Here is a 24,633-nt window from a genome sequence, read left to right as displayed (position 1 = left end):
GGTCGCACTCGGTCTCGGCCGGTGCCCGAGCCGGGACGCTCCGACCCGCTCACCGCGCTTCGACGGGGACCAGGACGGCCCGGTCGAAGTCGAAGCGGACCTCCCGGCCGGGGCCGGCGACCTCGGCGCAGGACAGGTACACCCGCCCATCGGGCGCGATCTCCAGGTTCTCCACGACGTCGCTGGGCGGCGGGCACCGTTCGGGCAGCAGGATGTCGGTGTTGACTTTCATCCCGCCCAGGTCCATGGCGGTCAGCCGTTCGTGGAGTTCCTGGGTCTGTTCCCAGGTGACGGTGGTGACGCCGCTGGCCACGGCGTTGCCCACGGGACGGACGCGGTGCAGCATCAGGTCGCCGGCGCCGAGGTCGCGCAGTCGCTCGGCGAGCGCCGGGATGGTAGCGATGTTCTCCCCGGTGAGGGTGCAGGTCGCTCCGAAGGGAAGGTCCCGGCCGAGGGCCCAGGCGAGGGTGTCGAAGGCCGCCTCGAAGGAACCCGGGCGTCGGATCCGGTCGTGGGCCTCGGCGGTGCCGCCGTCGAGCGACACCCGCAGCATGTCGAGGTGCTCGGCGGCGCGGGCGAGGAAGGCCCGCCGCTTGTAGCCGTTGGTGCAGATCTCGGTGCGGTAGCCGAGCGACTTGGCGACGGTCAGGACGGTCGGCAGGCCTTCGAAGAGCAGGGGCTCCCCGCCCAGCAAGCACACCTCGCGGCAGTCGAAGCGGACGAGGAAGTAGGTGAGGGCGGCGGAGGCCTGGTCGACGGTGACGCTGTCGGTCCGCTTGAGGTCCTCGCCGTGGTAGCAGGTGGTGCAGGAGAAGTTGCAGCGGAAGAGCAGCTCCAGGTAGAGCTTCTCGACCCGCTGGATGCCGGGGAGCACGGGCGGGAACGGGTTCACGGGTGGTTTCCTTCCGTCGGTGTGACTGGGACCGGCATGCCGGTCAGCAAGCGGTCGAGGGTGCGCAGTTTGCGGGTGAGGCGGAACCGGTCGAGCCCGTCGATGCAGCGGGCGATCAGGTCGGCGTGGGCCTGGCTGCCGGTGATGCGGGCGAGGGCGGTGACGGTGGCCAGTACGTCGTGGCCGCTGGTGACGACCAGCTCTCGCGGCACGACCGTGTCAGCGCCCCGGAGGGTGGCCGGTACCAGCGGCAGGCAGCCGGCGAGGACGGACTCGAAGATCCGCTGGGTGAACTGGCCGCTCCGCTCGTACCGCTCCGGGGCGAGCAGCACGGTGGTCACCGAGGCCTCGTAGAGGCGGGCGACCTCGTCGAAGGGGATGCGCCCGGTGAAGTTCACGTCCGGCCATCGGGCGGTGTCGGTCCACTTCCCGGCCACCCTGTGCGCGAGCCGGTTCGCGGCCGGGGCGAAGTACCGGTCGAAGGCGGCGTCGCGGTCGTACTGGTTGCCGATGTACACCAGCGGCAGTACGCGCCCGTGGGCGGCGAGGGCCGCGGGGTGTGCTCGGTCGAGCGCGTCGTCGTCGACCGGGAAGAGCAGGCTCTCGGCTCCCGGCGAGGGGTGCAGCGCCGGTTCGCAGACCTGCACGTGGCCGATGGCGCGGAGCGGGTCGTCGGCGGGCAGTTGCTGGTCCTTGTCCCAGAGCAGCGTACGGATGCCGTAGTGGTGGGTGTAGTGGTCGAGGAGTTCCTGCTGCCGGTGAAGGTCGCAGGTGTGCCCCTCGCTGCCGCACGGGGTGGTGTTGCGCCCCGGAATCGGCCAGCGCCATTCCAGGAGCAGGGCGTCGATCTCGGGCAGGCCGCCGTCCCACTCGTAGTGCGCGGTGAGGTCGGTGCCGGCCTCCGCCAGGTCCCTGTCGGTCTGCAGGAGGATGACGTCGTGGCCGCGAGCGGTGAGTCCGTCCAGCAGGATGCGGCGGTGGCTCCGTCCTCCGTCGGGGGTGTCGGTGATGCCGGAGCCGAGGAAGCCCCAGAAGCTGTAGCCGATCCTCATGCCTTGGTCACCCACCAGTCTTCGACCAGGAGCGCGTCGAGCCCGGATTCGGCCAGGCAGTCGAGCGCCATCTCCGGTGTGCCGCACATCGGCTTGCCCTTGACGTTCAAGGAGGTGTTGATGAGCACGGGCACGCCCGTGATCTCGGCGAAGGCCGCCAGGATCTCGGCGAGGAACGGGTTGTCCCTGGGCGCCAGCGTCTGCACCCGAGCCGTCCCGTTGGCGTGGACGACGGCCGGGATCCGCTCGCGGGCCAGCTCGGTGACCGGCGAGGCCATCGACATGAACGGCGCTTCCTGGCCGAGGGTGAAGTAGTCGCCGGCTCGGTCGGCCAGCACGACCGGCGCGAACGGGCGGAACGGCTCCCGGAACTTCACCGTGGAGTTGAGCCGCTCGACGACGCCCGCCCGCAGCGGCGACGCGAGGATCGAACGGTTCCCGAGCGCCCGCGGCCCGGCCTCCCCGCTCCCCCGGAACAGTCCGACGATCGTCCCCCGGGCGAGCTCGCCGGCGACGTGTTCGGCCGGATCGAGCAGCCGTCGGGCGGTCATGTCGGGCAGCGGCTCGGACGGCAGCTCCAGGCCGGGGAAAGCCGGCCCGAGGTAGCAGGACCGGGCCAGCCCCGACGGAAGGTTCCGGTGCCGGCCGAGATCGACAGCGGCCGCGGCACCGATCGCCGTGCCGGAGTCGCCGGGGGCCGGCGGGACGGCGACCTCGTCGAACAGCCCGGAGGCGATGATCTTTCCGATGCTGACGCAGTTCATCGCGACACCCCCGCCGACGCACAGCAGCCGGGCGCCCGTCCGCTCGCGTGCGATCCGCGCCAGGTGCAGCATCACCTGCTCGGTGCGCTCCTGGATGGCCGCCGCGAGGTCCGCGTGGACCGGCTCGATGTCCTCGTCCGCCCGTCGGGGCGGGCAGGTGAGCTCGGTGAATGCGGCCGTCAGCCGCGGGTAGCGGCGGTCCATGACGCGCAACCCGATCAGCCGGTGGTCGAGGGCGAAGCCGTCGGTGGTGAGCCGGACGGCCTTGGCGAACAGGGCCCGGAAGCGACTGGGGTCGCCGAGGGCGGCCAACGCCATGACGGTGCCCTCCTCGTCGCCCCTCCGCCAACCCAGGTGCTCGGTGACCGCGCCGTAGACGTAGCCGAGCGAGGCCGGGTCGTCCTGGGCGTGGACGATCCGGTACGAGCAGCCGTTCGCACCCTGCCGGGCGTGCCCGATCGTGGTTGCCTGCACCTCCCCCAGGCTGTCCACCACCAGCACGGCGGCGTCCTCGTAGCCGGAGGCTGCGAAGGCGTACAGCCCGTGGGCCCGGTGGTGGAGGACGGGTTTCACGGAGGCGTTCGGGAAGGCTGCGGCCAGGTGTGCCAGGCGCCCGCGGGTGTTGGCCGCCACCTTGGCGAACGAGCGGGCCCGCGGCAACGCCCTGGCCGACGTCGTCGGCCGCACGGCGTGAGCGAGGGCGGCGGGAACCGCCCTCAGGTAGAGCTGCGGCGTGAAGTTGTACGCGACGGTGTCGACGTCCGCGCGGGCCAGGCCCGCCTGGTCCAGCAGCCACTCCACGGCCAAGGTCGGGAAGCGCTTGTCGTGCTTGACGCCGCTGAGCCGCTCCTCCTCGACGAAGCCGACCAGCTCGCCGTCGACGACCAGGGCGGCCGCGGAGTCGTGGGTGTAGGAGCACAGGCCCAGCACGGTACTGGGGTTCGCTGTCATCCCGGTCACCTCTTCGCCGGGATCGCCGGTGCCGGCATCGGGGCGAGCGGGACCTTCTGCTCGCGCTGGTCGTACCAGAGCCCCATCGCCTCGGGCAGCGGCCCGCTCGCCTCGGCGGCGCGGGCACGGGCACCGTCGTACCGCCCGGACTTCCAGAGCCGGTAGCTGGCCAGGACCGCGGCGAAGCCGTCCCAGACCGGATGGCCGACGGCCTCGCCCGCCGTCACCTGCTTCAGCATCGGGTCGAAGTCCTCCCACGGGACGCCGACCGGCTGCCACCTGCGCGAGGGCTCCTCCTCGACGGGCAGCTGCCATGCGGTGTCCTGGTGCTGGGCGTACAGGTGCAGGGAATCGACGTGGTGGTGGTAGTCGCCGACCTCGACACCGAGCCAGCCGGCCATCAGCTCGTGCAGGACGGTGGTGGTGATCAGGTCGTACGGGAGACCGAGCCACACGTCCTGGCTCCGCATGCTGGTGTGCATCTCCAGGCGGCCTGCACGCAGGTAGAAGCGGTAGCCGAGGGTGCAGGGGACGTCCTTGTGGCCGGCGGTGTCCCGGCCGGGGTCGAAGATCTGCACGACGGCCCGACGGCTCTCGCTGTCACGGGTCAATTGGCGTCGGACGTAGTCAAGCTGGTCCAGCTGCCCGTGCCAGCGCCGCAACCGCGGACCGTAGGCGCCCTGAAGGGCGCCGTGGTCGGTGAGGGCGGCGAGGCGGCTGTTGAAGTCGTGGATCCAGTCGGCGCTGGAGCCGGAGAGGATCCAGACCGTCTCGGCGGCGGCGAACGCCGGGTTGAGCACCCGGTGCGGGTCCAGGTGGACGAGCCGGGCAGTGGGATCGGTCAGCTTGAGGTAGGCACCCATGAGCTCGGCCGTGGCCATGCCGCGCGGCGCGACGCTGCGGCCCTGGCTCAGGATGGCCTTTCCGGCACGGGTGAACAGCGCGTTCGCGCTGTCGGCGGCGGTGACGAACACAGTGACTCCGTTGGACGTCGGGACGGGACCGTTCAGGCGCTCGCCAGCTGCGGGGAGCTGGCCACGAGGTGGGCGAGCTGCCGGGAGATGCCCTGGACGAGGGCGGTGCGGGGCTTCCAGCCGAGGAGCTCACCGGCCCGGGAGCGGTCGGCGAGGGTGGCGTCCACGTCGCCAGCCTTGGCCGGCAGCCGGGTGACCGGCACGGGGTGGCCGGTCAGCTCCTCGATCGCGGCCAGGACGTCGAGCACGCTGGTGCTGACACCGGCGCCGATGTTGAGCACGGTGCTCCCGATCCCGGCGGTCGCGGCAGCGACGGCGGCCTGGACGACGTCTCCGACGTACGTGAAGTCCCGGCGCTGGTCGCCGCTGCCGTACAGGTCCAGGACAGGACCTCCGAGCGCGGCCGCCAGTGCGCGGCCGATCAGCATGTCCGGCCGCTGGCGCGGTCCGTAGACGGTGAACAGCCGCAGCGCCACCGCGGTGACCGCCGACGAGGCCTTGCCCGCGTGGGCGAGGCACAGCTGCTCGCCGGCCAGTTTGCTCACCGCGTACGGCGACTCCGGAGTCGGCGTCCGCTTCTCGCCGGACGCGCCTTCGAGAATGGTGCCGTACACGCTGGACGACGAGGCGTAGACCAGTCGCGGAACGCGGACGTCCTCGCAGGCGGCCAGCACCCGCTCGGTCGCGAACACGTTGCAGGCGGTGTACTCGGCGAACCGCTCGCCCCAGGACCCGCGCACCCCCGGCAGACCGGCGAAGTGGAAGACGGCGTCGGCGTGGAGGAACAGCGCCGCGAGCGGGCAGGTCGCCAGGTCGGCAACGACGAAGGTGAAGTCCGGGCGGCCCAGGGCGGCCCCGAGGTTGGCCGCCGCCACCGGATCGGTCGCGGGATCGCGGCGGTCCACGCCGACGACGGTGACCCCGGCCGCGAGGAGCGCGTCGACCAGGTGCGAGCCGATGAAGCCGGCGGCTCCGGTCACGACGACCCTCTTCAGCCGGTGACGCTCCTCGCCATGGCGATCGTTCATGAAGTCTCCCGAGTGCAGGGCGGTTTGGCGCTTGGCGCCGCAGGAACGCACGTCCAGGTCCGTTGTTCCGCGGGACCTCCGGACGGCGTCCTCCAGTCAACGACCCTCGGAGCGCCGAGGGTCAGGAAGAACTCGGCGGGCCGTACTCGCGGGCGACCGGAAAACTTGACCTTCCCATTACTCGAAAACCTGCGCCCGGGTAGTCGCGGCGCTACTTTGTGCACGTGGCGGACAACCTCGCACTTCGCCGATTCATGGACGATCTCGGCCTGACTCAGGTCGAGTTGGCCCATCGCATCAACCTGGAGATCGGCCGACTGACAGGAAAGCCGGGCACCGTATCAGAGCGCACGGTCCACAACTGGCTTACAGCTAAGACAAGTTGGCCACCAGCCAAACACCGGGAAGCACTCCGGGCAGTATTCGGGTGTACTGGTCCAGACCTCGGGTTCATCCAACCCGGGGGAGGCCATCGTGTGCACCCGGAGGATGATGTGAAGCGACGCTCTTTCATGACCGCCGTGACCGGAACCGCCCTCGCGGTCAGCTCCCCTGCCGCGGCAACGCCTCGCAGAGTCGGCCACAGCGACGTGGAGCGGCTCAACACCCGGTTCGCCGAGGTGATCGCCAGCGACCACCGGCACGGGGGAAGGCTCAGCATCGAAACGCACGCCGCCGCGCTCGCCGACGAGGCCCTCGATCTCCAGCAGCACGGGGCCGCCAGCCAACGCGTCCGCGCCGCGCTCTTCGGTTGCGCCGCGTCCTTCATGTCCTCCGCCCTGTGGGCCGCCATCGACGGCCGACGCTTCGACACCGCACTGCGCCACCACGAACGAGCCGCGAGCCTGGCCGCGATGTCCGGGGACGCTGCCATCCAGTTCCGCATCTGGTCCCACGCCGGCAGCCTCTACCGGCACCTGCGCAAGCCGAACGAAGCCCTCGCGGCCAACAACGTCGCCCGCAACCTCCCGATCGCCCGCCGCGATCCGCTGTTCGCCTCCCTCGGCCACGCCCGACACGCCGCGATCCACGGCCTGACCGGGGACGTGAACGCCGTCCGCCGATCCGTCGGCCGCGCCCAGGACGCGCTCGACCGGGCGGGCACCGGCGACGTCCGCCCGGTCTGGCTGGCCGCGCACTACGACCAGGCAGAGCTGGACTCCCTCGCACTCGCCGCCCACCTGGCGCTCGGCCGGTACGAGGACGCCGAGTCCCACGCTCACCGGAGCCTCGGCCTGCTGCGTCCCCACATGCAGCGAAGCCGCGCCATCACCAACGCCCGACTCGCCCGTGCCCAGCTCGGCCAGGGCGACCTCGAACCCGCCGTCACCACCGCCATGGCCATCCCCGCGGGGTTGGCCGCGCACCCGCGGGTCGCCGGCATGCTCGACCGCTTCGGCTCCGCCCTGCTGGACGTGGCGCCGAACAGCCCCCATGCGCAACTCTGGGACCAGTACACCCACGACAATCGAAGGACACCCGCGTGACGGAGCCGGACCTGCGCCACTTCACCGAGCTGACCCCCCTCGCACGCCGGACGCTGCTCGACCTGTACGCGGACGTCCGGGCGCCGCTGCTCCACCTCCCCAACTACGCCGTCGCCACGTTCGCCGAGCGCCTCGACCGCCACGGCGACGAGCCCGGCTTCGAAGCCGTCATCGGCTACGACGAGGACGAGCCGATCGGCTACGCCTACGGCAACACCATCCGTTCCGGCGACCGCTGGTGGACCCGGATGTCCAAGCCGATGGCTCCCGACCTCACCGCCGACCCCGTCTTCGCCCTCAAGGAACTGGGCGTCCGCACGCCGTGGCGCGGCACGGGCGCCGCCCGCCGTATCCACGAGGGCCTCGCAGGCAACCGCCCCGAGGAGCGGATCACCCTGATGGTGAACCCCGCCGCCGGCGACGGCAAAGTGTTGGCGCTGTACGAGTCCTGGGGCTACTCGGCCATCAACGAGGTCCAGCCGAACCCGGACGCACCGCCGCTCGTGGCGATGATCCGGAGGTGCGCGATATGAACATCCAAACAGACCTAGGGAGCAGTGCCGGGCCCGCCCGGCCCGGGACAGCCTGCTGGCGCTCGTGCTGCTCGTGATCGTGGCGGGCCTGACCTGGTTCGGCCACGGCGGCAGGCTGCTGTTCGCCGCGATGACCGTGCTGTTCGTGCTGGCCGCCGTCGCGGTCGTCGTGCTCGGCTTCGCCGCGCCGCACGCGACCGGCGCCGCCGCCACCCGCACCGACCCGGGCCACGCGGCCGTCTTCGCCGTGGTCATGGCCTTCCCCGTCGCGATGGCGCTGGCCACCGGCGTCGAGGCCCCCTCCACCGCGATCGCCCAGCTCGGCCAGCTTGACGACATCCACCGCCGCCGCTTCGGCCGCGGCACCCTCGCCCTGCTGCTGGTCATCGTCGGCGGCCTCACCCTCGCCCTGACCGTCCTCGCCGTGAAGCTCCACGTCGGCCTGCCCGGGAGCGACTCCACCCAGATCGCCGACATCGCCCACGCCGCCGCCGGCCCCGGCTGGCTCTACGGCGCGTTCCAGCTCACCAGTTCCCTGCTCCTGCTCGCCGCCGCCAGCTCCTCCTTCCAGGCCGGCCCCGGACTCCTCAAAGGCCCTCGCCGGAACCGCCGACAACCCCGGCGTCCTGCCCCCCGTCCTCGGCCGCACCAACAAGCACCACACCCCGTACTGGTCCGTCGTGGTCTACCTGGCGGCCGCAGCCGTGATCATCCTCGCCGCGGCCGGCCAGGAACAGGAACTCGTGCTCTTCTACGCCGTCGCGGTCTTCGTCAGCTTCCTCGTCGGCCTGCTCGCCATGGCCCGCTTCGCCCGCACCGAGCGCAAGCCGTGGCTCGCCACCGTCAACGCCCTCGCGGCCGTGGCCGGCGCGTTCACCCTCGTCGTCAACCTCCTGCGCGGCTGGCCCGTGCTCTCCCTCCTCGCCACCCTGCTCCTCGGCGCAGGCCTGTACGTCCGCTGGGTGCGGGCCGGCAGCCCCAGCGGCATCGAGGACGTCGAGCGCCAGGCCGAAGCCGACTGACCACCTCTGCCTGCGGGACCGGTACGGAGCCTGGAGAGGGCTCGACCCGACGCACCGCCGAACTGGCGAAGTCCTGCAGCCTGTGGTAGCCCGAAAGTATGCGGCGGGCGGACGACTACGTCCTCTTGGGACTGCTTGCTGCCGGGTTGGTCGACACCGGTCGGCAACTGCAGCAGCTCGCCGACGCCGTCCCCGGTGAGGTTCCTGGCCGCAGTACTTTCTCCCCGCGCTGGCAGGAGGGCTTCACCCGGCTGTGGTGGCGGTTCAGCGAGGACGGGCGGCGGCCCGCCCTGCGGAACTACTACTCCGCTCTCGACCTGTGCCGGGTCCCGCTGGGTGACTGGCCGATCACTCTGGGAATCGCGGCATCCGATCAGGAGGCGGTGATGCTCGACGCCGACGGCGTCAGCGAGTTCACGTTGGAGGCGGCCCGGTTCCAGCGGGGAGACGTCGAGGCCCAGCTGGTGGAGCAGCATCTGTTCTCGGAGCTGCGGCTGGTCGCCCGTGCCAACGCGCGAAGCGAGCAGGAAGTACAGGAGGGGTACGTCCGGCTGAGGCGGATGCTGATCGAGCAGCCCGTGCTGAGCGATCTCGATGTGATCCGGCTGGAGCAGGAGTTCCCCGCTCGTCCGGCAGCGGGTGAACCGTATGTGATGGCCCTGCTCCGTGCCGGGTACGAGCAGCGGCCGGGTGAGGGCGGCGTGGACCTGGTCCGATGTGCCAACTGCCGGATTCCGCTGCCCCACGCCCGACCGCGTACAGCATGTGGCACCCCCGGCTGCGTCACCAAGGCGGAGACGTTCCACCTGGAGACCCTGGGCTTCTACTGGGTCCTCCACCGGGCCGCGCGCAGGTTCGTCCACGGTGCGGGCGTGTTCGAACTCCGGGTTTTCAAGGAGATCGAGAAGCTCGGGCTGGAGCCCGAGCTGTGGGCCCGACTGGACGCCCTGGACGTGTCGTTCTCCGTCGACCGCGCGAGAACGACCTACTGGGGAACGGACGAGAAGGACTGGGAGAGCCCGGGGCTCCTGGCCCGCTGCTTCTCCTGGCCACCGGCCCCGGTGTGCACGCGCCGGTTCCTGGTCGTGCCGACACACCGCGCGCAAGCGGCGTACCTGCAGGACCTCAGGACGGAGCTGGAAGGTCGGGTGCCGGCCGATCTGCCGGTCGAGGTGGTCAGCGAGCGGAAGCTGCTCGCCGAGGCGAGGAAGGCCGTCCGGGCGCGAGGCGGTCAGCGATGAGGGACGTCACGTCCTGGTACGCGAGCCTCGCGAACGAGATGGGGCTCGAACAGCACAGTGTCGATCCTCTGCAGATTCGCGAGTTCTTCGCCGTCGAGGCGGCGCTTACCTTCTTGGCCGACCACTTCCCGGACGAGCCCGTGGAGAACCTCTGGACACTGCTTTCGGGGTTCGCACTCTGCCACCCGTCGGACCGCGTGATGCAGGCGCGAGTCCGGCGGCTGAGCCTTCTGCTCGGCCGATACCGAACCGGCAGCCGATGGAGCCGCAGCCTGCAGGAGTACGACAAGGTCCCCGAGCGACTCCGGGTCTTCCTCCCGCTGACCGGCCCGCTCGGCGACCCCTACGACGAGAAGCACCCAGGCAGTCGGCGCTACCGGATGCGCGAACCGACCATCGGCACCAGCCGCATCCCCCGCTACCGCAGCGTCCTCGACGAGCCCGTCCCCTACGCGCCACCACGCCTCAAGCGCAACGCCGAATTCGGCGAGACCTACTGGTTCATGAACACCGATTCCGGCGACGCCGAGGAGGTCTTCATCCCGGAGGTCGAAGTCCCCGAGCCGCTAAACCACCTGCCCTTGGTCGCCGAACGCACCCGCAAGGCGGTGGAACTGCCCCCCGAGGCCCTCACCGCGGCTGCCGCGCGGATGGACCGGGCGCTCGATCCTCTGCCTCAGATCGAGGAGAAGAACTTCACCGGACGGCTCCGTAAGATCACCTATTTCGCGTGGGACCAGTCGAGGGAGAAGTTCACCAAGCGCCGAACCGACTGCCGAATCGAAGGGCTCCAGCACGGCATCGGTCTTCCGAACAGCGGCAAGACCTCCTACGCCTTGATCGCCACCGTCGCAGCCGTCGACAACGGCTACCGCGTCGCACTGGTGCTCCCCTCGGTCGGCCACTGCCTCAAGGCGGTCACAATGTTCGACGCCCTCGGCATCTCCGCCGTACCGCTCATCGGCGTCGGCCTCCGCCAGAGCCACGCGAACGGCTACTGGCAGGGTGTCTTCGCCGAGTCGGCCCCCTACTTCCCCTCCCGGCAGGACCCAGCCGTCGACTACGTGACGGTCAACTGTCTCCTGGAACCCCACCGTTGGGCCCCAGGTGGACGACATTCACCACTTCGGGCCCGGGACTTCCCGTGCCGGGAGAAGCTCTTCGACGTCGAGGGCGACGCGTACAACTGTCCGCTCATCCCGGTCTGTCCGTTCCACCGCGCCACCCAGCGGGTCGCCGACGCGCAGGTCTGGCTGACCACTCCCGCCGGTCTCATCTCCAGCTGGGCACAGCCGGTGGACGGCCGGCTGCGCTGGCTGGAGCTATTCCAGCACCTGGTCGACCTCCTGATCGTCGACGAGGCCGACAAGGTCCAGCAACAACTCGACGAGACCTTCCTGCAGAGCCAGGTCCTGATCCGCGAGGACGACAGCTGGTGGGACACGGAAGTCATCAACGCGCAGACGGGCTTGGGCCACAGCGCCCGGCTGTCCTTCAAGGACGAGCGGGTGACGGAGTACTTCCAGGCCAAGAACGTGGCGGACGGAGCCGCCAACGCCCTCTACCGTGTCCTGCTGGAGCCGGAAGCCGGCAGCGCACAGCTGCGCAAGCACCTCGACGGCACCTACTTCTCCGGCCACTCCCTCTTCATCGAGCTCGCGAGATCCCTCCAGGGGCTGAGCCCGAACAGCCACGGCGACCCGGACCGCGAGGAACGAGCCCAGGCGTATTACCGAAAGAATTTCGAGCAGTTCGTCTTCCACACCTTCGCCCCCACCGCAGAGGGTCCGCTCGGTGCCGCCGTACCCTGGTTGGCCACTCCCCTGATGGCGTCGAAGCGGCTCTCCAAGGCGCTCGACGAATGGCTCCTCCTCCAGGCACACCCCAGTGCCAGGCGCACCGTCGCGAAGCGGCTCGACTACCTCCGGCAGCTGCTGCGCGCCGCCTACCAGACGTCAATGCTGGGATCGGCCTACCTGCACATGGCCACCGTCCGACCCGCCGTCCAGCAACGTCTCGAACTGCCCGGCGACGAGAAGTTCTGGAGTTCGCGTCCGCCCGCCGACTACGACGCGCTGGTGCCCGAAGCCCCGCAGGGGAACATGCTGGCCTTCCAGTGGATCAACAACCGCCGTGACACCGGGAACCTTCGGGTCTTCTGGGTCCGCGGCATCGGCCGGTGGCTGCTGCACCACCTGCACGACCTCCTCTCCCCGGAGGGCATCGACGGCCCCAACACACTGCTGCTGTCCGCCACTTCCTGGGCCGGTCACTCCTCGGCCTACCACGTCGGCGTCCCGGTGTCGTTCATCCTCCGCGAACCGCCGCAGGACCGGGCCGCCATCGCCCGAAGCCAGTTCCACTTCCGGCCGGCGCTGGTCAACAGCGCGTTGGTGTCACCGGCTGGGAAGCTCGGCGACGAACGGCAGGACGCGGTGCGCCGGATCGCCGCGTACGTCGCCGGCACCGGTGGGCCCAGCCTGCTCGCATCCGTCCTCGCCGATCTCCCCGAGAACAGGCGAAAGGCGCTCCTCGTCGGCCAGAGCAAGACGGACGCCCGGACGGTGGCCACCTACATCGTCCGGCACACCCCGTTCAGCGCGTTGCACGTCGTGTCCGACGACTCGCCTCCGGGCCGCTGGGGAATCCAGCGGCGCAACGTGCCCCAGTTCGGGCTCGGCGACGACGACGTCCTCGCCGCGGCGTTGCTCTCCATCGAACGCGCGCTGAACATCCTGAACGCAGAGGGTACCGCGGCCCTCGGCGTCGTCTTCTTCCTCGTCCGCCCGCACCCGCCTCCGACCGAACTCGACTTCCCGATGGGCAACGCGAACCGGCGCGCCATGCGGCTTCTGGAGAACCCGGTGATCGACCCGGCCTCGCTCGCCGACGTGGCGCGGGAGATCCGGAAGACCGGTCGCGCCGAGTGGCACATGCTGCTCGGTCGGCCCGTCGTCTTCCGGCACCTGCGCGGCCCGAGCCACCAGGCTTTCGTCTGGGACACCATCCCCCAGGTCTGGCAGACCATCTGCCGGTGCATCCGCGGCGGTCAACCCGCCGAGGTCTACTTCTGCGACCCGGCGTTCGCCCCCCGCCGCGCGGCGGGCGAAGCCGTGCCCGACACCGTCCACACCAGCATCCTGATCGCCATGCAGCGCGCCCTGCGGCGCCAGATTCACCCTGGTTCGTCTGCGGACTCCCGTGACCAACAGGCCGCCGAGGTGTTGTACGGGCTGATGCTGCAGTGCCTGGAGAACATGGATTGGGGAACCCGGTGACCATCGCCCCCTTCGGGGAGATCCAGCCCCTCGCCTTCACGGTCGAGCCAGACGCGTTCCCCGACCGAATGCTGTCGACCCTGGCCTTCCCCTCCGCCTGGATGCGCCTGTTGCAGGAGCAGTGGCAGCCCCGCTACCAGGACCACCGGATGCCGACCCGAGCACTGGCCGACCTCACGGCAGCGCTCGACCAGGCGATCGTCGATGTGTCGACCTACAGGCTGGACCACCCCGACCGGTACTGGATCGCCGCCGAACGCCCGGTGCCCTCCGAACTGCTGCACCACCTCGTCGCCGCCTGGGCCACTGTCAACATCACACGGGACCGCCCACACGTCGACTGGTACGAGCTGCTCGATCCCTCGGCAACGGACGGCCAGTGGATGGAACGCCCGGTCCCCATCGGGCGGTGGGACGTCCGCCCCAACGGCACGGCCGCGCCCGTGGCCGGGATGTTCCAGATCCTGCCGAGCCTACTCGCCGCCGAGCTGACCCGTTCCGGTCTCGACCTCCTCGACGGCACCCAGCCCCAGCACCCCCTTGTCCTCGGCCCGACCAGCCGCGGCCCCCGGGAGGCCGTCGAGTGGCCGCCGCGACCGATGCCCGATCGGGACGGCCCCGCCCCGTGGTCGCTCGGCACCCGCTTGGCCGCGCAAGTCGCCTGGCAGGAACCGGTTCCACGCATCCACCTCGACCTCGTGCTGCACCGCTGGCTCCACCTCCCACTCGGCTGGTCGCCCAACAAGAGGCTGCACGTCTGGCTGCTCGCACCGGACGGTCTGGTCCGCCCGAGCGAAGAGCCGACGTTCCTACGCGCCGCCGCGACGTGGCGCCACGGCGGATGGAAGTGGACTGGGGACCTCGAAGAGCTCGCGGGGCGGCTCGGTCAGCTCCCGTACCCGCCGCTGGCCGGCATCCTGGGGGAGCCCGCGAAGTACCTCGCCGGTGGCCGACGGATGGCGGCCGTACAGTACCAGTCAGGAATGACGCTCCGTCGAAGCGGCCGAGACGGCTCCAGCGGGCCGAAGACCATCCATCACCCGGTGAAGCCCGGCTTCCTGCCGATCGACCACCGTCAGGTGCTCGAAGCCGTCAGCAAGGTCCTGGAACCCCTCGGGCTCAAGCCCGTCGACGCCCCGCGACGACGCTCGACGACCGCCCGCGCCACCAGCCCTCGCCGAGAGCCGCAGAACCGCTCGTACGCCTTGGAGTTCTGGGAGCAGTCCCCGGCTTGGCGCAACCTCCTCCTCAAGGCGGTGACCGACTCTGAGCATGGGCTCGGCCTGACCGCGTCGACACCCACCGCCGGCGACTCAGCAGCAGGACCGCTTCGGTTCAGCGGGGACTTCGATCTGACCGTCGAACTCGCAGAAGTCGGCGCGCTCGCCGCAGGCCTGCCCCTCAAGCCCTGGGAGGAAGCCAAGGACCGAGGCCTGCCCGAGGCGCGGCACCGGCGGATCAACGAGATCACCAGGGCCCTGCGCAAGCGCCCTCACCGCCAAGGCGACCAGCCGGTCGGCGCGATCGTCGAGATCGACGGCCCGCGAGCGTTCAACGGCAAGAACATGGGCGACCCCAAGGAGACGATCAGGGCAGGGTTCGCGGAGAACCACCACATCACCCAGTTCATGCTGCCAGTCCCCGGCCAGGACGCCGCCGAACCCCCGGAGGCAGACTTCGTGACCCCCGACGACATCGTCGAGGTCGTCCTCAGCGAGGACATCGAGGACTCCGAGAAGGAGGTCGCGGACGAGCGCGACCCGGGCACCAAGGACCTGATGAGAGCCGCGAACTCCCTCCGAGACGCACTCCGCCAGCTCGGCCGACTCCCCGCGCTCCACCCCGCGCCGGGCGGAATGGAGGTCGAGGTCTGGGGCATCTGGCTGGAGATGGTGAAGGGCTCCGTTGTGCCCACCGTCATCCGGGTCCAGCCGAACGGCGAGACGACGGCGCAGCTACCCGGACAACCGGAGCTCTCCTATACCGAACTCCATCTCGCCCTGGCCCGCGAGCACGGCCGAATCGACCTCGACCGCACCAGCGACAGCGCCTACATCAGCTTCCTCCGCCGCGTACTCGTCCCCGATCGGCCGACCGGGCCGCGCCTGCTCCTCGTCGGCGGACGCAACATTCGCAGCCGCGGCTGGCCCTGGCTCCAGACCCAGCACATGCGCGAGGACGTGCTCGTCCTGCCGGGCGCCGACCCGGACGAGAGCGCGCTTCTGGACCCGTACGAGGCCAGGGCCACCGACCTGCTCGACCGGCTCGGCATCCGGCTCCCCGAGGACTGCCCCGGGCTGCGCATCGTCCGCATCATCGAACGCGACGCCGCCCGGGAAGTGCCACACGTCTACAGCCGGGACGAGATGCGACAGCAGGGCATGTCCCAGGGGCTGTTCCGCGTGCACGACCGCCTCTACTACGGCCTCGCCCCCAAACCCGTCCAGGGGAAGGGCCCGATCGCCGTCACCAAGTTCGACCACGCCACACCTCGCGCCGCCCGCCGCCGGGGCTGGAACACCAACGCCCTGGAGATCATCCCGGCCTTTCTCCAACCCGATGACGACCCCGCCGAATGGGCCATGTACGTTCAGTCCCTGCGCACGGCCCATCTCCACACGAACGTGGCCACCCGGCTCCCCCACCCTCTCCATGCCGCCGACCTCGCGGCCCGCTACATCCAGCGGTAGGCGCGCGTACGGTCGGCGCACGGTCGCGCCGCCCTGAGCGGCGATCTTGACGAGGTTGTCCAGGTTGAGGGTGCCAGCCATCCCTGCCACGTCCACCAGGACGGCATCGCCGGGGCTCAAGACGAGGCCAGCCCGGCTCTTCGGCACCTTCTGTCCGCTGTTCAGCGGAGGCGGCGAACGGGACGACGCGCTGGCCCGCCTGGTTGGCAGACCGGCGCCATCGCCTTGATCACGTAGGTGACGCTACGATACCGAGCCTCCCAGGTGGTGGACACATCCCAGTGCCGCGCACTAAGCGCTCCCCCTCCCCGGCTCCCCCATCCAGTGACAGCCATTTGCCGGCACAGGTCCAAGCACTCGTTGAGCCTCGGGAAGTCATCTGGCGACGAGACGCAGCACTGGAGATATTGGTCAAGACCAGTCGGCTGACTCAACGTCAGGCAAGTCAGCAAAAGGTCAGCATCGATCCGACTAAACCCTGCCGCACGTGGTCGAACATGAGAATCGGCGAGCCCTCATCTCGAACCTCCAGAGCGGCCCGCATGACGCCGGGGCGCCACCGCGCCACGGCCAGAGGCGCGCCCGGAGTGCACCGGCCAGGAAATACCGAACGCAATCCCGCACTCCACGTTTCCGCAGGTCAGCGCACCCTCCCGCGCGACTTCAACGGGATCGACGGCAGTTCCGGAGCGGGGAGGCGGGCGCCGTCGTAGCCGTGCACTTCACCGAAGCGAATTCCCTTCTCCCAGTCGTTTCGTGCCTGTACGATCTCGTCACCGGATCGGCCGATGAAGTTCCACCACATAACGAACAACCACAGCTGGCCGGCGTTCCAGCCCCCGCACACAGATGGCCGGCGGCTCAACGGTGTTCGGGGTTCTCGAAGTCGAAGCGGCAGCCGGCGTCCCACTCGGAGCGCTGGTTGCCGTGGGCCGGGATGCCGCCGGCGTCCTTGAGCAGGCGGGCGAGGTGGAGCTGGTTCCAGGTCATGAAGGTGGTGTTGCGGTTGGTGAAGTCGTTCTGCGGGCCGCCGGAGCCCGGGTCCAGGTAGGAGGGGCCGGGGCCGGCTTCGCCGACCCAGCCGGCGTCGGCCTGGGGCGGGATGGTGTAGCCCAGGTGCTGGAGGCTGTAGAGGACGTTCATCGCGCAGTGCTTCGCGCCGTCCTCGTTGCCGGTGATCAGGCAGCCGCCGACCCGGCCGTAGTAGGCGTACTGGCCCTCGGAGTTGAGGATCGAGGAGCAGGCGTAGAGCCGCTCGATGACCTTCTTCATGACCGACGAGTTGTCTCCCAGCCACACAGGTCCAGCTAGCGTAAGGATGTCGGCGGCCATCACCTGGGAGTAGATCACCGGCCACTCGTCGGTCTCCCAGCCGTGTTCGGTCATGTCCGGCCAGACGCCCGTGGCGATGTCGAGGTCCACCGCGCGCAGGACGTCGACCGCGACGCCCTGGCGTTCCAGGATGCCGGTGCTGACGTCGATCAGCCCCTGGGTGTGGCTGCGCTCCGGGGAACGCTTCAGCGTGCAGTTGACCACCAGGGCGCGCAGGTCGGTGTACGACGTCGTCGGATCCGGCACGGATTCCTCCTCCAGGAACTGTGGGAGGACGGTCGGATCGTGGACTCCCCGCACAGCTCACCAGCCCCGCGCGGTGGCCGCTCGCGGAACTGGGCCGCTTGCCTGACGGTGCGCCGTCCGGTCTACCAACCACGTCTCTCTGTTCGGGTTCGGCCCCGGGGCACACGTACCGAACCCGGGTGCCCGCCGTTCCTTCGAACTCCCTTGTGGACAGAACCAGGCGGACGCGCCCGGGCAGACCGGACGCCGGCAGCGCTCGTTCGAGTTTGTCCGCAAAGTCCCACGACGACGTACGGAGCACGAAACATCCGGCTTCAGGTGCATCGGCAAGGCGGAAGACTACGGTGATGTCGGGCTTCGGACCGAGCCCTGATCGCGCCGCCGTCCTTCGCGCTGCCATTGCCGGCGGACACCCGCAGGGGGTACCTGCCGCAGGAGTCGGGGCCAACCGGAGTCCGGCTTCGCAGAGGTGCTCCACCGAACGGTTGCCACGTCGGGACATCCGGACCGTGATCGCCTGCCTGGAGGCGATCACGACAGGCAGCGCGGTCAACCCGGTGTCGACGCAGTCGTCGCGCTCGCACCCTGTGGCGTCACGGCTCGGGGTCTCCCCGAACAGGGAGACCAGGCGCGAGGCCGCCTCGCTGTCCGAAGCCCTGAGGTGCCAAGTCTCCGCAGGGGCCGTCAAAGCGCTGCCCGGGCAGGTCAGGCGGAGTGCACCACCGACCTCGGCCCCGGTGTCCGGTGACGGGCCCACGGTGCGACGCGAAGGCGACGAAGGTGGAAGGCATCCGAACATCTGCGGCTCCGAGGGTCATGGGCGGAGCCCCGATGGTCCACACGGATCCGGGTTTGGTCCGGCCGACGAATCGGAGTAGCTGATGTGTCTTCCCCGCCGCACACTGAGGGAGCGGGCCGTAGATCGACGGCCCGCTCCCTCGCTCCCTGGGCTCAGGCAGCCTGCTCCAGCTCCCCGGTGGTCAGCTCGGACACCCACGGGTCGGGCGAGTCCAACCAGTGGATCTCGACCCGGGCGTCTCCGTCGAAGACGTTGTATCCGCGCCGCCCCTTGGTGACAACCACGCGCCGCAGCGACAGCCGGAGGAGGTCGCGTCGAAGCGGCAGGCTGGCCTCCTCCCAGGCCTCGCGGATCGTCTCGTCCTCCAAGAGGAACGACACGTCGAGCTTCTTCGGAGTCGCGTCCGCCAGCTCCTTCTTCGCCTTCGCCAACGTTGCCCGGGCCTCGTTCTGCAGGCGGGGCAAGTGCGTGTCGAAGGGCGGGTCGAAGAAGCCGTCGGCCTGCTGCTTGGCGAGCCGCTGGACACCGGCCTCCGCTGCCTTCAGAGCAGCAACCGCCTTCTCCATCCGCTCGGAGTCCGCCGGCTTCTGCTGCAGTCCGGCCCATCGCTCCGCGGCGATCTGGAGGATGGGGGCATCGGGCCGTGCCGTGTTCATCTTCGTGAACCAGGCCTCGGTGACGTACTCCTCCAGAATCGAGCGGGTGACCGAGACGGGGGCAGCGCACGGGACGCCCTGGATCGCACGCCAGCAACGGTAGTTCTTCGAGTCGGGAGAGGCTCCACCGCGGCACCCCTGGCAGTTCACACTGTCGGTGAGGAGCTGCGTCACCGTACCGATCTGAGCGGCTTGCTCGGGCGTGACGAAGGCATGCCCGGCGGCGACCTGACGGGCACGTGCCAGGAGGTCCGCCGGGATCGGCTCGACGCCCTCGGCGAAGACGCCGACCAGGTTGCCCTCTGGGTCCCGGTAGTACTGGAAGCGTCCCTTCGGGTTGTCGCGCCGCGGCGCGACCTGCCAGCCCTCGTAGACGGGGTTGTGGAGGATCCGGGATATCGCATTGGCCTGCCAGGTCCCGCCTCCCGGTCCCGGGATGGGAGCGGGGCCGGAGTTGAGGGCCTTCGCGACCACACGCTCGGCGAATCCCAGCGCCACGGTCCTGACGATGTGCAGCACGACGCGCCACTCGTCGGGTATGTGGTGGAGCTTCCTCGACCCGTCGGCGCGAAGGCCATAGGGCGCGGCCTGGGTCCACTGGCCCCGCGCGCGCTTCGCCGCCTTCGTGGTCTTGAGGTTGTACGAGAGCCGCATCGAGTACTCGCGCGCCTGCTCCGCACGGTCGATGATCCAACGGCGGTCGCGCTCGATCGAGCTGTCCAGGCCGTCGTAGTCGAAGATGACCCGGGCCTTACCCAGGATCGGGCCGATGTCGTCAATCCCCTTGCGGGTGAAACGGTCGAGGTAGGCGCACCAGAGGGCCGGGACCTCGCCGGCCAGCACCGCGGCGAGCGCCTTGTCGAACTCGGGACGCTCGATGTCGCTCCAGGCGGACAGGTTGTCCACCCAGACGTGGCGGACGCGGTAACCCTCGCGGGCAGCCCAGGCCCGGCCGCTGTCCTCCTGGGCCTGGATTGAGGTCAGGTCTCGGGGGTCCTCATCGCGGACCACGCGCGATTTGCGCAGGTAGAGGTCGACGTACGGGAGGTCGGACATCACTCGGCTTCCGTTCAGGGCGGGCCATGATGGCACGCGATCGCGGTTGACAGAGTGTTCCGCCGACCCACACAGGGCCGGCCGGGGTGAGGATGTCGGCGGCCATCACCTGGGAGTAGATCACCGGCCACTCGTCGGTCTCCCAGCCGTGCTCGGTCATGTCCGGCCAGACGCCCGTGGCGATGTCGAGGTCCACCGCGCGCAGGACGTCGACCGCGACGCCCTGGCGTTGCAGGATGCCGGTGCTGATGTCGATCAGGCCCTGGGTGTGGCTGCGTTCGGGGGAGCGCTTGAGGGTGCAGTTGATCACCAGGGCGCGCAGGTCGGCGTACGACGGCGTCGGGTCCGGCACGGGTTCCTCCTCGATGGGCTCCGGGAGGAGGCCCTTCCGGACGGGCCCCGGCGATCTCCCGGTACAGCTCACCAGCCCGGCTTCGTGGGCGCTCGCGGGACTGGGCCGGTTGCCCGGCGACGGGACCGCGTGGTCGTCCGTTCGGGCTAACGCGTCGGCGGCGGCCGACCCGGGGTCCGGCGTCACCCACTGTGTCGGGGACATGACCGGGACCATCACCTCATGCGTCTGGGACCGCACCGGGGAGACGGTGGAGACGTCCCTGCGGGAGGGCCGGAACCGGGCCCGCTCGTTCGCACTGCTCGCCCGCAGGAGGCGGCGGGCGGCCCGGCGTCACACGATGAGTCCGGACCTGTCCGGCCGCCCGCCATGGGCCTTACCGACCTGGATCCCCACCATGAACGATCGAACGTCCCCGAAGTACACCGTCGGCGCCACCGTGCACCTCCGCGCACCGCACAAGAAGGTGGGCGAGACGATCGCCAACGGCTTCCTCAACTCCGCGGCCACCGTCCTGGTGCCCGACCCGCCCGAACTGCTCGGCGACCCCTGGCACCGGTTCGTCGTCCGGATCTCCCGGACCCCCGACCCCGGCGGAGGCGTCGAGACCATCCTGGTGTCCGGTCTCAACCTGGCCGCCCTCTCCGCGGACCACGTCAAGGCGGTCGCCGCCGTGCTGCCGCTGGCGAAGGCGTCACGGCACACCGAGGCCGTCCCGGACATCAATGCGGACGACCTCGCCGCGAGCGTGCGGCGGCACGACGGCGACCTGTGGGCCGCCTATGCCGACCTCGGCTACCCGGTCGAGCGTCCGATCGACCAGTTCCCTCCACCGCCGGCCGACTGGTGGCTCGACCGGGCCACATCGGATTTCCAGACCTTCAGCTGTTCCGTCTGCTGCCCAGGGAACTGCTGCAGCAGGTGCCACTGACCGCGTCGGACGACAGACAGACGTCGAGCAAGGAGACGTCGGACAAGGAGATGGGCACATGGTGAGGGCCGGGCGCGGCGCATGGGTGCGGTCCACACGACTGCAGGACGCCGCGCTGTCACTGGCGGTGGTGGTCCCCGAGGTGTTCTACTTCGGCCCGCCGCTCGATCCGGGGGTGACGTGGTCGGACCTCCTACTGCTGTTCGCCTTCGCCGTGCCGGAGGCCGTCGCGCTGGCCTTCCGGCGGCGGTGGCCGGTCGGGGTGTTCGCCGTCCTCTGGGTCTGTGCCGTCCTCGGCGCCGCGCTGGCCCTCACCACCCACTTCGTCTTCAACCCGTACTTCGGGTTGTTGCTCGGGCTCTACACGGTGGCCCGCGAGTGCCGCACGCCCGCCGCGCTGGCCGCGCTGGCCCTTGCGCTGGTGCCCGCGGGCCTCGACACCTGGCTCGTCGTCGTCCGCTACGGGACGGACGGCCATCTGACCTCCGCCATCGCCCTGGCCCTCGCCTTCTACCTTCCGCTCACGGCCTTCGCCTGGGGCGTCGGGCTGTGGAGCCGGGCCAGCGCCGCCGCCGCCGAGCACGACCGGCGTGAACTCGCCCGGGCCCGTGAGGCGGTGGCCTACGAACGCACCAGGATCGCCCGCGAGTTGCACGACATCGTCGCCAACGCCGTGGCGGTGATCGTGCTGCAGGCCGAGACCGCCCGGGCGACCACGGCCGACGACCGCGCGGGCACCGTCGACGCGCTCACCCACATCGAGGGCCTCGGCCGCGGCGCGATGGCCGAACTGCGCCGCATGCTCCGGCTGTTGCGCACCGCCGACGCCTCCACCGACGAATTCGGCCGGCACGGGCTGGCGGACCTCGCCCCGCTGCTGGAGGAGGTGCGGCGGGCCGGGATCGAGGTCGACCTGGAGGTGCGCGGGACGCCCGTGCACCTGGACGAGAGCGTCGACCTGACCGCCTACCGGCTGGTGCAGGAGGCCATCACCAACGTCACCAAGCACGCGGGCGCCGGCAGCCGCGCGACCGTCCGGATCACCTGGGCCGACGCCCTGCACGTCGAGGTCGTGGACGACGGCGCGGGCCGCCGCCCCGAGGACCGGCGCGAACTGTCCACCGGCCACGGCCTGATCGGGCTCGCCGAGCGGATCGCCCTGTTCGGCGGGGAGCTCACCGCCTCGCCGTACCGCTCGGGCTTCCGGGTCGCCGCCACCCTGCCGCTCCCCGACCCGCACGCGCCCACGGTCACGCCTCTGGGCTGAAGAGGACGGGGCGGCGGGCCGGCCGGTTCAGGCGGGTCAGCCGGTTCAGGCGCGGCGGATGATCAGCATGTCCTGGGTGTGGCCGATGGCGTAGCCGTCGCCGGGGACGGCGAAGTGGTCCTGGACGTAGGCGGTCAGGTCCGCGCGGGTGGGGCGGGGGTCGAGGGTGGCCAGCTCGGCGACGTTGACCATGAACTCGGCGACGTCCACCGCCTCGGCGAGGTCGGGCGAGCGGTAGTGGAGGTCGAGGGTTTCGAGGGCGTAGTCGTGCTCGGGGTGCCGCTCCCGCAGGCGGTCGGCGAGGCGGCCGAGGTCGTAGCGGACGCCGGTGAAGTGCGCGGCCATCCGCATGCAGGGGCTCTCCGGGTTCTGGAGCACGACCAGCAGGGTGCCGCCGGGGGCCGTCCAGTCCAGGGCGCGGGTGGCGGTGCCGAGCCAGTCCGCCTCGGGCACGTAGTAGAGCACGTGGGAGAGGTGGACGAGGTCGCCCCGCTCGGGCGGGTCGGCCCGGTCGAGCGGCTCCGGGAGGACCAGGGCCTCGGGGCAGGCGGTGCGGAGCTTCTCGCGCATCGCGGCGCTGGGCTCCACCGCGATCGTGCGGTCGAAGAGGCGGCTCAGGTAGGCGGTGGTGCGGCCGTCACCCGCGCCGAGGTCCAGCAGGACGCGGCGGTGCGGCAGGGCGGCCACGATCTCGCTCAGCCGGGCGTGGGTGATCGGCTTCTCGTCCGTCCCGGCCAGGAACAGTTCGAACGCCCGGCGGTAGTCGGCGCTCGTCACGTCCAGCACCCGGACCGGGTCCGCGTCCTTCGTCCTGGTCTCCACTGCGGGCCCTCCCTGTTGACGGCGTGTCGGGTCGCGCCATTGCACCGTACGGGCGCGGCGCAGGGGTGCAGGGACGTTCCTGCCCGCGTGTCGTCCACGTCCGACCAGCGACCGGAGGAACCGGACCACCCACCGGAGGCCCGCCGATTAATCGGTGGCCCGGGCTCCGCGGCCGCTCCTACAGTGTCCGCCGGATCAAGAACGCCCAGGGAGCCGGACATGCGTGTGCACTACCCCCGGACGCCGCATCTGCCCTGGTCACCGGGCGCCGCGGCGGACGACGTACGGACCGGGGACCTGTCCGCGCTGACCGGCGCCGAGGTCGTCGTCACCGAGAAGCTCGACGGCGAGAACACCACGCTCTACCGCGACGGCCTGCACGCCCGCTCGCTGGACTCCGCCCACCACCCCTCCCGCGCCTGGGTGAAGGGCCTCCAGGGCCGGATCGCCCCGCGCATCCCGGACGGCTGGCGGATCTGCGGCGAGAACCTGTTCGCCCGGCACTCGATCCCGTACACCGACCTGGAGAGCTGGTTCTACGGCTTCTCGGTCTGGACCGGCGGGCCCGGCGGTGAGGACCACTGCCTGGACTGGGACGACACCGTCCGCTTCCTGCGCCGCCTCGGCGTCCCCGCGCCCCGGGTGCTGTGGCGCGGCCGCTACGACGAACGGGCCCTGCGCGCCCTGCGGTTGGACCTCGACCGGCAGGAGGGGTACGTGGTGCGGACCGTCCGGGGCTTCCCCCGGGCCGAGTTCGGCGCGCGGGTCGCCAAGTGGGTCCGCCCGCGGCACGTGCGCACCGGCACCCACTGGATGCATGCCGCGGTGGTGGAGAACGGGCTCGGCCCGGGCTCCGCGCTCTGGGCCGTACGCTCCGGCGCGCTGCCCGAACTCCCCGCCCTGGCAGCCGCCTTGGACCTGCCCGAACTCACCTCCCCGCCACCGGAGTCGGCCGCGGAACTGGCCGAGGTGTCGGCCCGGCTGGACGAGCTGGGCCGGGGCGGGGACGCCCGGCTGGCCGGCGTGCTCGCCACCGCGCTGCGCACCGCCCGCCGCCAGTCGCTGGGCCCGCGGCTGGCCGGGCCGCTCGGGCTGCCGCTGGCCCGGCGGGTCGCCGACCTGGTCGGGCTGCACCCCGCCCTGCACCGGCCGTACCCGGACGAGGAGCGCCGCGCCGGGCTGGTTGTGCCGGCCAACGCCTCCGGCCCGGAGGGCACGGTGATCACCTACGGCAAGGCCGACGCCCCGCACACCATGGCG

The 24,633-nt window shown here is 70.8% G+C and carries 18 protein-coding genes and 2 pseudogenes; 9 read left to right on the top strand and 11 right to left on the bottom strand.

What is annotated here, in order from left to right; all coding sequences use genetic code 11:
* Window positions 1-49: 49 nt before the first annotated feature.
* From ABZW03_RS09990 to ABZW03_RS09970, 5 genes are read right to left on the bottom strand one after another with little or no spacing between them, the layout of a single operon-like run.
* Complete coding sequence (locus tag ABZW03_RS09990) at window positions 50-892, bottom strand: radical SAM protein (protein WP_355254494.1); 843 nt, start codon at window positions 890-892, stop codon at window positions 50-52.
* Complete coding sequence (locus ABZW03_RS09985) at window positions 889-1,944, bottom strand: hypothetical protein (protein WP_355254492.1); 1,056 nt, start codon at window positions 1,942-1,944, stop codon at window positions 889-891. The genes ABZW03_RS09990 and ABZW03_RS09985 overlap by 4 nt, the downstream gene beginning before the upstream one ends.
* Entirely contained in the window at window positions 1,941-3,659 is a 1,719-nt protein-coding gene (locus ABZW03_RS09980; RefSeq protein ID WP_355254490.1) for a carbamoyltransferase C-terminal domain-containing protein, read from the bottom strand. The genes ABZW03_RS09985 and ABZW03_RS09980 overlap by 4 nt, the downstream gene beginning before the upstream one ends.
* Window positions 3,660-3,664: 5 nt before the next feature.
* Window positions 3,665-4,633: a thymidylate synthase gene (locus ABZW03_RS09975; protein WP_355254488.1), complete on the bottom strand. Its 969-nt coding sequence runs from the start codon at window positions 4,631-4,633 to the stop codon at window positions 3,665-3,667.
* 32 nt (window positions 4,634-4,665) lie between these two features.
* Window positions 4,666-5,661, bottom strand: a complete 996-nt coding sequence (locus ABZW03_RS09970) for an NAD-dependent epimerase/dehydratase family protein (RefSeq protein ID WP_355254486.1) — start codon at window positions 5,659-5,661, stop codon at window positions 4,666-4,668.
* A gap of 512 nt (window positions 5,662-6,173) precedes the next feature.
* Between ABZW03_RS09970 and ABZW03_RS09965 the strand changes: the two genes are divergently transcribed.
* Window positions 6,174-7,148: a hypothetical protein gene (locus ABZW03_RS09965; RefSeq protein WP_355254484.1), complete on the top strand. Its 975-nt coding sequence runs from the start codon at window positions 6,174-6,176 to the stop codon at window positions 7,146-7,148.
* Window positions 7,145-7,681: a GNAT family N-acetyltransferase gene (locus ABZW03_RS09960; RefSeq protein WP_355254482.1), complete on the top strand. Its 537-nt coding sequence runs from the start codon at window positions 7,145-7,147 to the stop codon at window positions 7,679-7,681. Before ABZW03_RS09965 ends, ABZW03_RS09960 begins: the two co-directional genes overlap by 4 nt.
* Here the strand turns inward: ABZW03_RS09960 and ABZW03_RS09955 are convergent.
* On the bottom strand, window positions 7,614-8,297 hold the full coding sequence (locus tag ABZW03_RS09955) for a hypothetical protein (protein WP_355254480.1): 684 nt from the start codon (window positions 8,295-8,297) through the stop codon (window positions 7,614-7,616). The genes ABZW03_RS09960 and ABZW03_RS09955 overlap by 68 nt on opposite strands.
* A 64-nt stretch (window positions 8,298-8,361) precedes the next feature.
* Between ABZW03_RS09955 and ABZW03_RS09950 the strand changes: the two genes are divergently transcribed.
* The 4 genes from ABZW03_RS09950 (at window position 8,362) to ABZW03_RS09935 (ending at window position 15,912) form a co-directional block, all read left to right on the top strand.
* Entirely contained in the window at window positions 8,362-8,703 is a 342-nt protein-coding gene (locus ABZW03_RS09950; protein WP_355254478.1) for a hypothetical protein, read from the top strand.
* 146 nt (window positions 8,704-8,849) lie between these two features.
* Window positions 8,850-9,944, top strand: a complete 1,095-nt coding sequence (locus tag ABZW03_RS09945) for a hypothetical protein (protein WP_355254476.1) — start codon at window positions 8,850-8,852, stop codon at window positions 9,942-9,944.
* The gene (locus ABZW03_RS09940; RefSeq protein WP_355254474.1) at window positions 9,941-13,222 is read left to right on the top strand and encodes a hypothetical protein; all 3,282 of its coding nucleotides are present in this window, start codon (window positions 9,941-9,943) and stop codon (window positions 13,220-13,222) included. Before ABZW03_RS09945 ends, ABZW03_RS09940 begins: the two co-directional genes overlap by 4 nt.
* On the top strand, window positions 13,219-15,912 hold the full coding sequence (locus ABZW03_RS09935; protein WP_355254472.1) for an RNaseH domain-containing protein: 2,694 nt from the start codon (window positions 13,219-13,221) through the stop codon (window positions 15,910-15,912). The genes ABZW03_RS09940 and ABZW03_RS09935 overlap by 4 nt, the downstream gene beginning before the upstream one ends.
* 640 nt (window positions 15,913-16,552) lie before the next feature.
* Here ABZW03_RS09935 and ABZW03_RS09930 read toward each other — a convergent pair.
* The 4 genes and pseudogenes from ABZW03_RS09930 to ABZW03_RS09915 all read right to left on the bottom strand — a co-directional run.
* Window positions 16,553-16,720, bottom strand: a pseudogene (locus tag ABZW03_RS09930) (pirin family protein); the annotation flags it as partial.
* Between the two features lie 53 nt (window positions 16,721-16,773).
* Entirely contained in the window at window positions 16,774-17,490 is a 717-nt protein-coding gene (locus ABZW03_RS09925; RefSeq protein ID WP_355254470.1) for a flavodoxin family protein, read from the bottom strand.
* Window positions 17,491-18,441: 951 nt separating this feature from the next.
* Window positions 18,442-20,001, bottom strand: coding sequence for a recombinase family protein (locus tag ABZW03_RS09920; protein ID WP_355254468.1), 1,560 nt, complete (start codon window positions 19,999-20,001; stop codon window positions 18,442-18,444).
* Between the two features lie 61 nt (window positions 20,002-20,062).
* Window positions 20,063-20,353, bottom strand: a pseudogene (locus tag ABZW03_RS09915) (flavodoxin family protein); the annotation flags it as partial.
* Between the two features lie 397 nt (window positions 20,354-20,750).
* On the opposite strand from ABZW03_RS09915, the gene ABZW03_RS09910 reads away from it, so the two are divergent.
* On the top strand, window positions 20,751-21,284 hold the full coding sequence (locus tag ABZW03_RS09910; RefSeq protein WP_355254466.1) for a hypothetical protein: 534 nt from the start codon (window positions 20,751-20,753) through the stop codon (window positions 21,282-21,284).
* A gap of 58 nt (window positions 21,285-21,342) precedes the next feature.
* Window positions 21,343-22,551 carry a histidine kinase gene (locus tag ABZW03_RS09905; RefSeq protein WP_355254464.1) on the top strand — a complete coding sequence of 403 codons (1,209 nt, stop codon included), beginning with the start codon at window positions 21,343-21,345 and terminating at the stop codon, window positions 22,549-22,551.
* 45 nt (window positions 22,552-22,596) lie between these two features.
* Here the strand turns inward: ABZW03_RS09905 and ABZW03_RS09900 are convergent, their stop codons facing one another.
* Window positions 22,597-23,373, bottom strand: coding sequence for a methyltransferase domain-containing protein (locus ABZW03_RS09900; RefSeq protein WP_355254462.1), 777 nt, complete (start codon window positions 23,371-23,373; stop codon window positions 22,597-22,599).
* A gap of 219 nt (window positions 23,374-23,592) precedes the next feature.
* Between ABZW03_RS09900 and ABZW03_RS09895 the strand changes: the two genes are divergently transcribed.
* Window positions 23,593-24,633: RNA ligase family protein (locus ABZW03_RS09895; RefSeq protein ID WP_355254460.1), on the top strand; the 1,041-nt coding region annotated here is incomplete at its 3' end.

Source organism: Kitasatospora sp. NPDC004799 (assembly GCF_040609095.1).
Taxonomy (GTDB): Bacteria; Actinomycetota; Actinomycetes; order Streptomycetales; family Streptomycetaceae; genus Kitasatospora.
Note: the sequence above shows the minus strand (reverse complement) of the source record. Positions and strands in the feature narration are given on the sequence as shown.

What these genes read in the sequence shown, in the direction of transcription:
- ABZW03_RS09985 (WP_355254492.1), bottom strand. Translation starts at nt 1,944, where the DNA reads ATGAGGATCGGCTACAGCTTCTGGGGCTTCCTCGGCTCCGGCATCACC.
- ABZW03_RS09980 (WP_355254490.1), bottom strand. Translation starts at nt 3,659, where the DNA reads ATGACAGCGAACCCCAGTACCGTGCTGGGCCTGTGCTCCTACACCCAC.
- ABZW03_RS09970 (WP_355254486.1), bottom strand. Translation starts at nt 5,661, where the DNA reads ATGAACGATCGCCATGGCGAGGAGCGTCACCGGCTGAAGAGGGTCGTC.
- ABZW03_RS09965 (WP_355254484.1), top strand. Translation starts at nt 6,174, where the DNA reads ATGACCGCCGTGACCGGAACCGCCCTCGCGGTCAGCTCCCCTGCCGCG.
- ABZW03_RS09940 (WP_355254474.1), top strand. Translation starts at nt 9,941, where the DNA reads ATGAGGGACGTCACGTCCTGGTACGCGAGCCTCGCGAACGAGATGGGG.
- ABZW03_RS09920 (WP_355254468.1), bottom strand. Translation starts at nt 20,001, where the DNA reads ATGTCCGACCTCCCGTACGTCGACCTCTACCTGCGCAAATCGCGCGTG.
- ABZW03_RS09910 (WP_355254466.1), top strand. Translation starts at nt 20,751, where the DNA reads ATGAACGATCGAACGTCCCCGAAGTACACCGTCGGCGCCACCGTGCAC.
- ABZW03_RS09905 (WP_355254464.1), top strand. Translation starts at nt 21,343, where the DNA reads ATGGTGAGGGCCGGGCGCGGCGCATGGGTGCGGTCCACACGACTGCAG.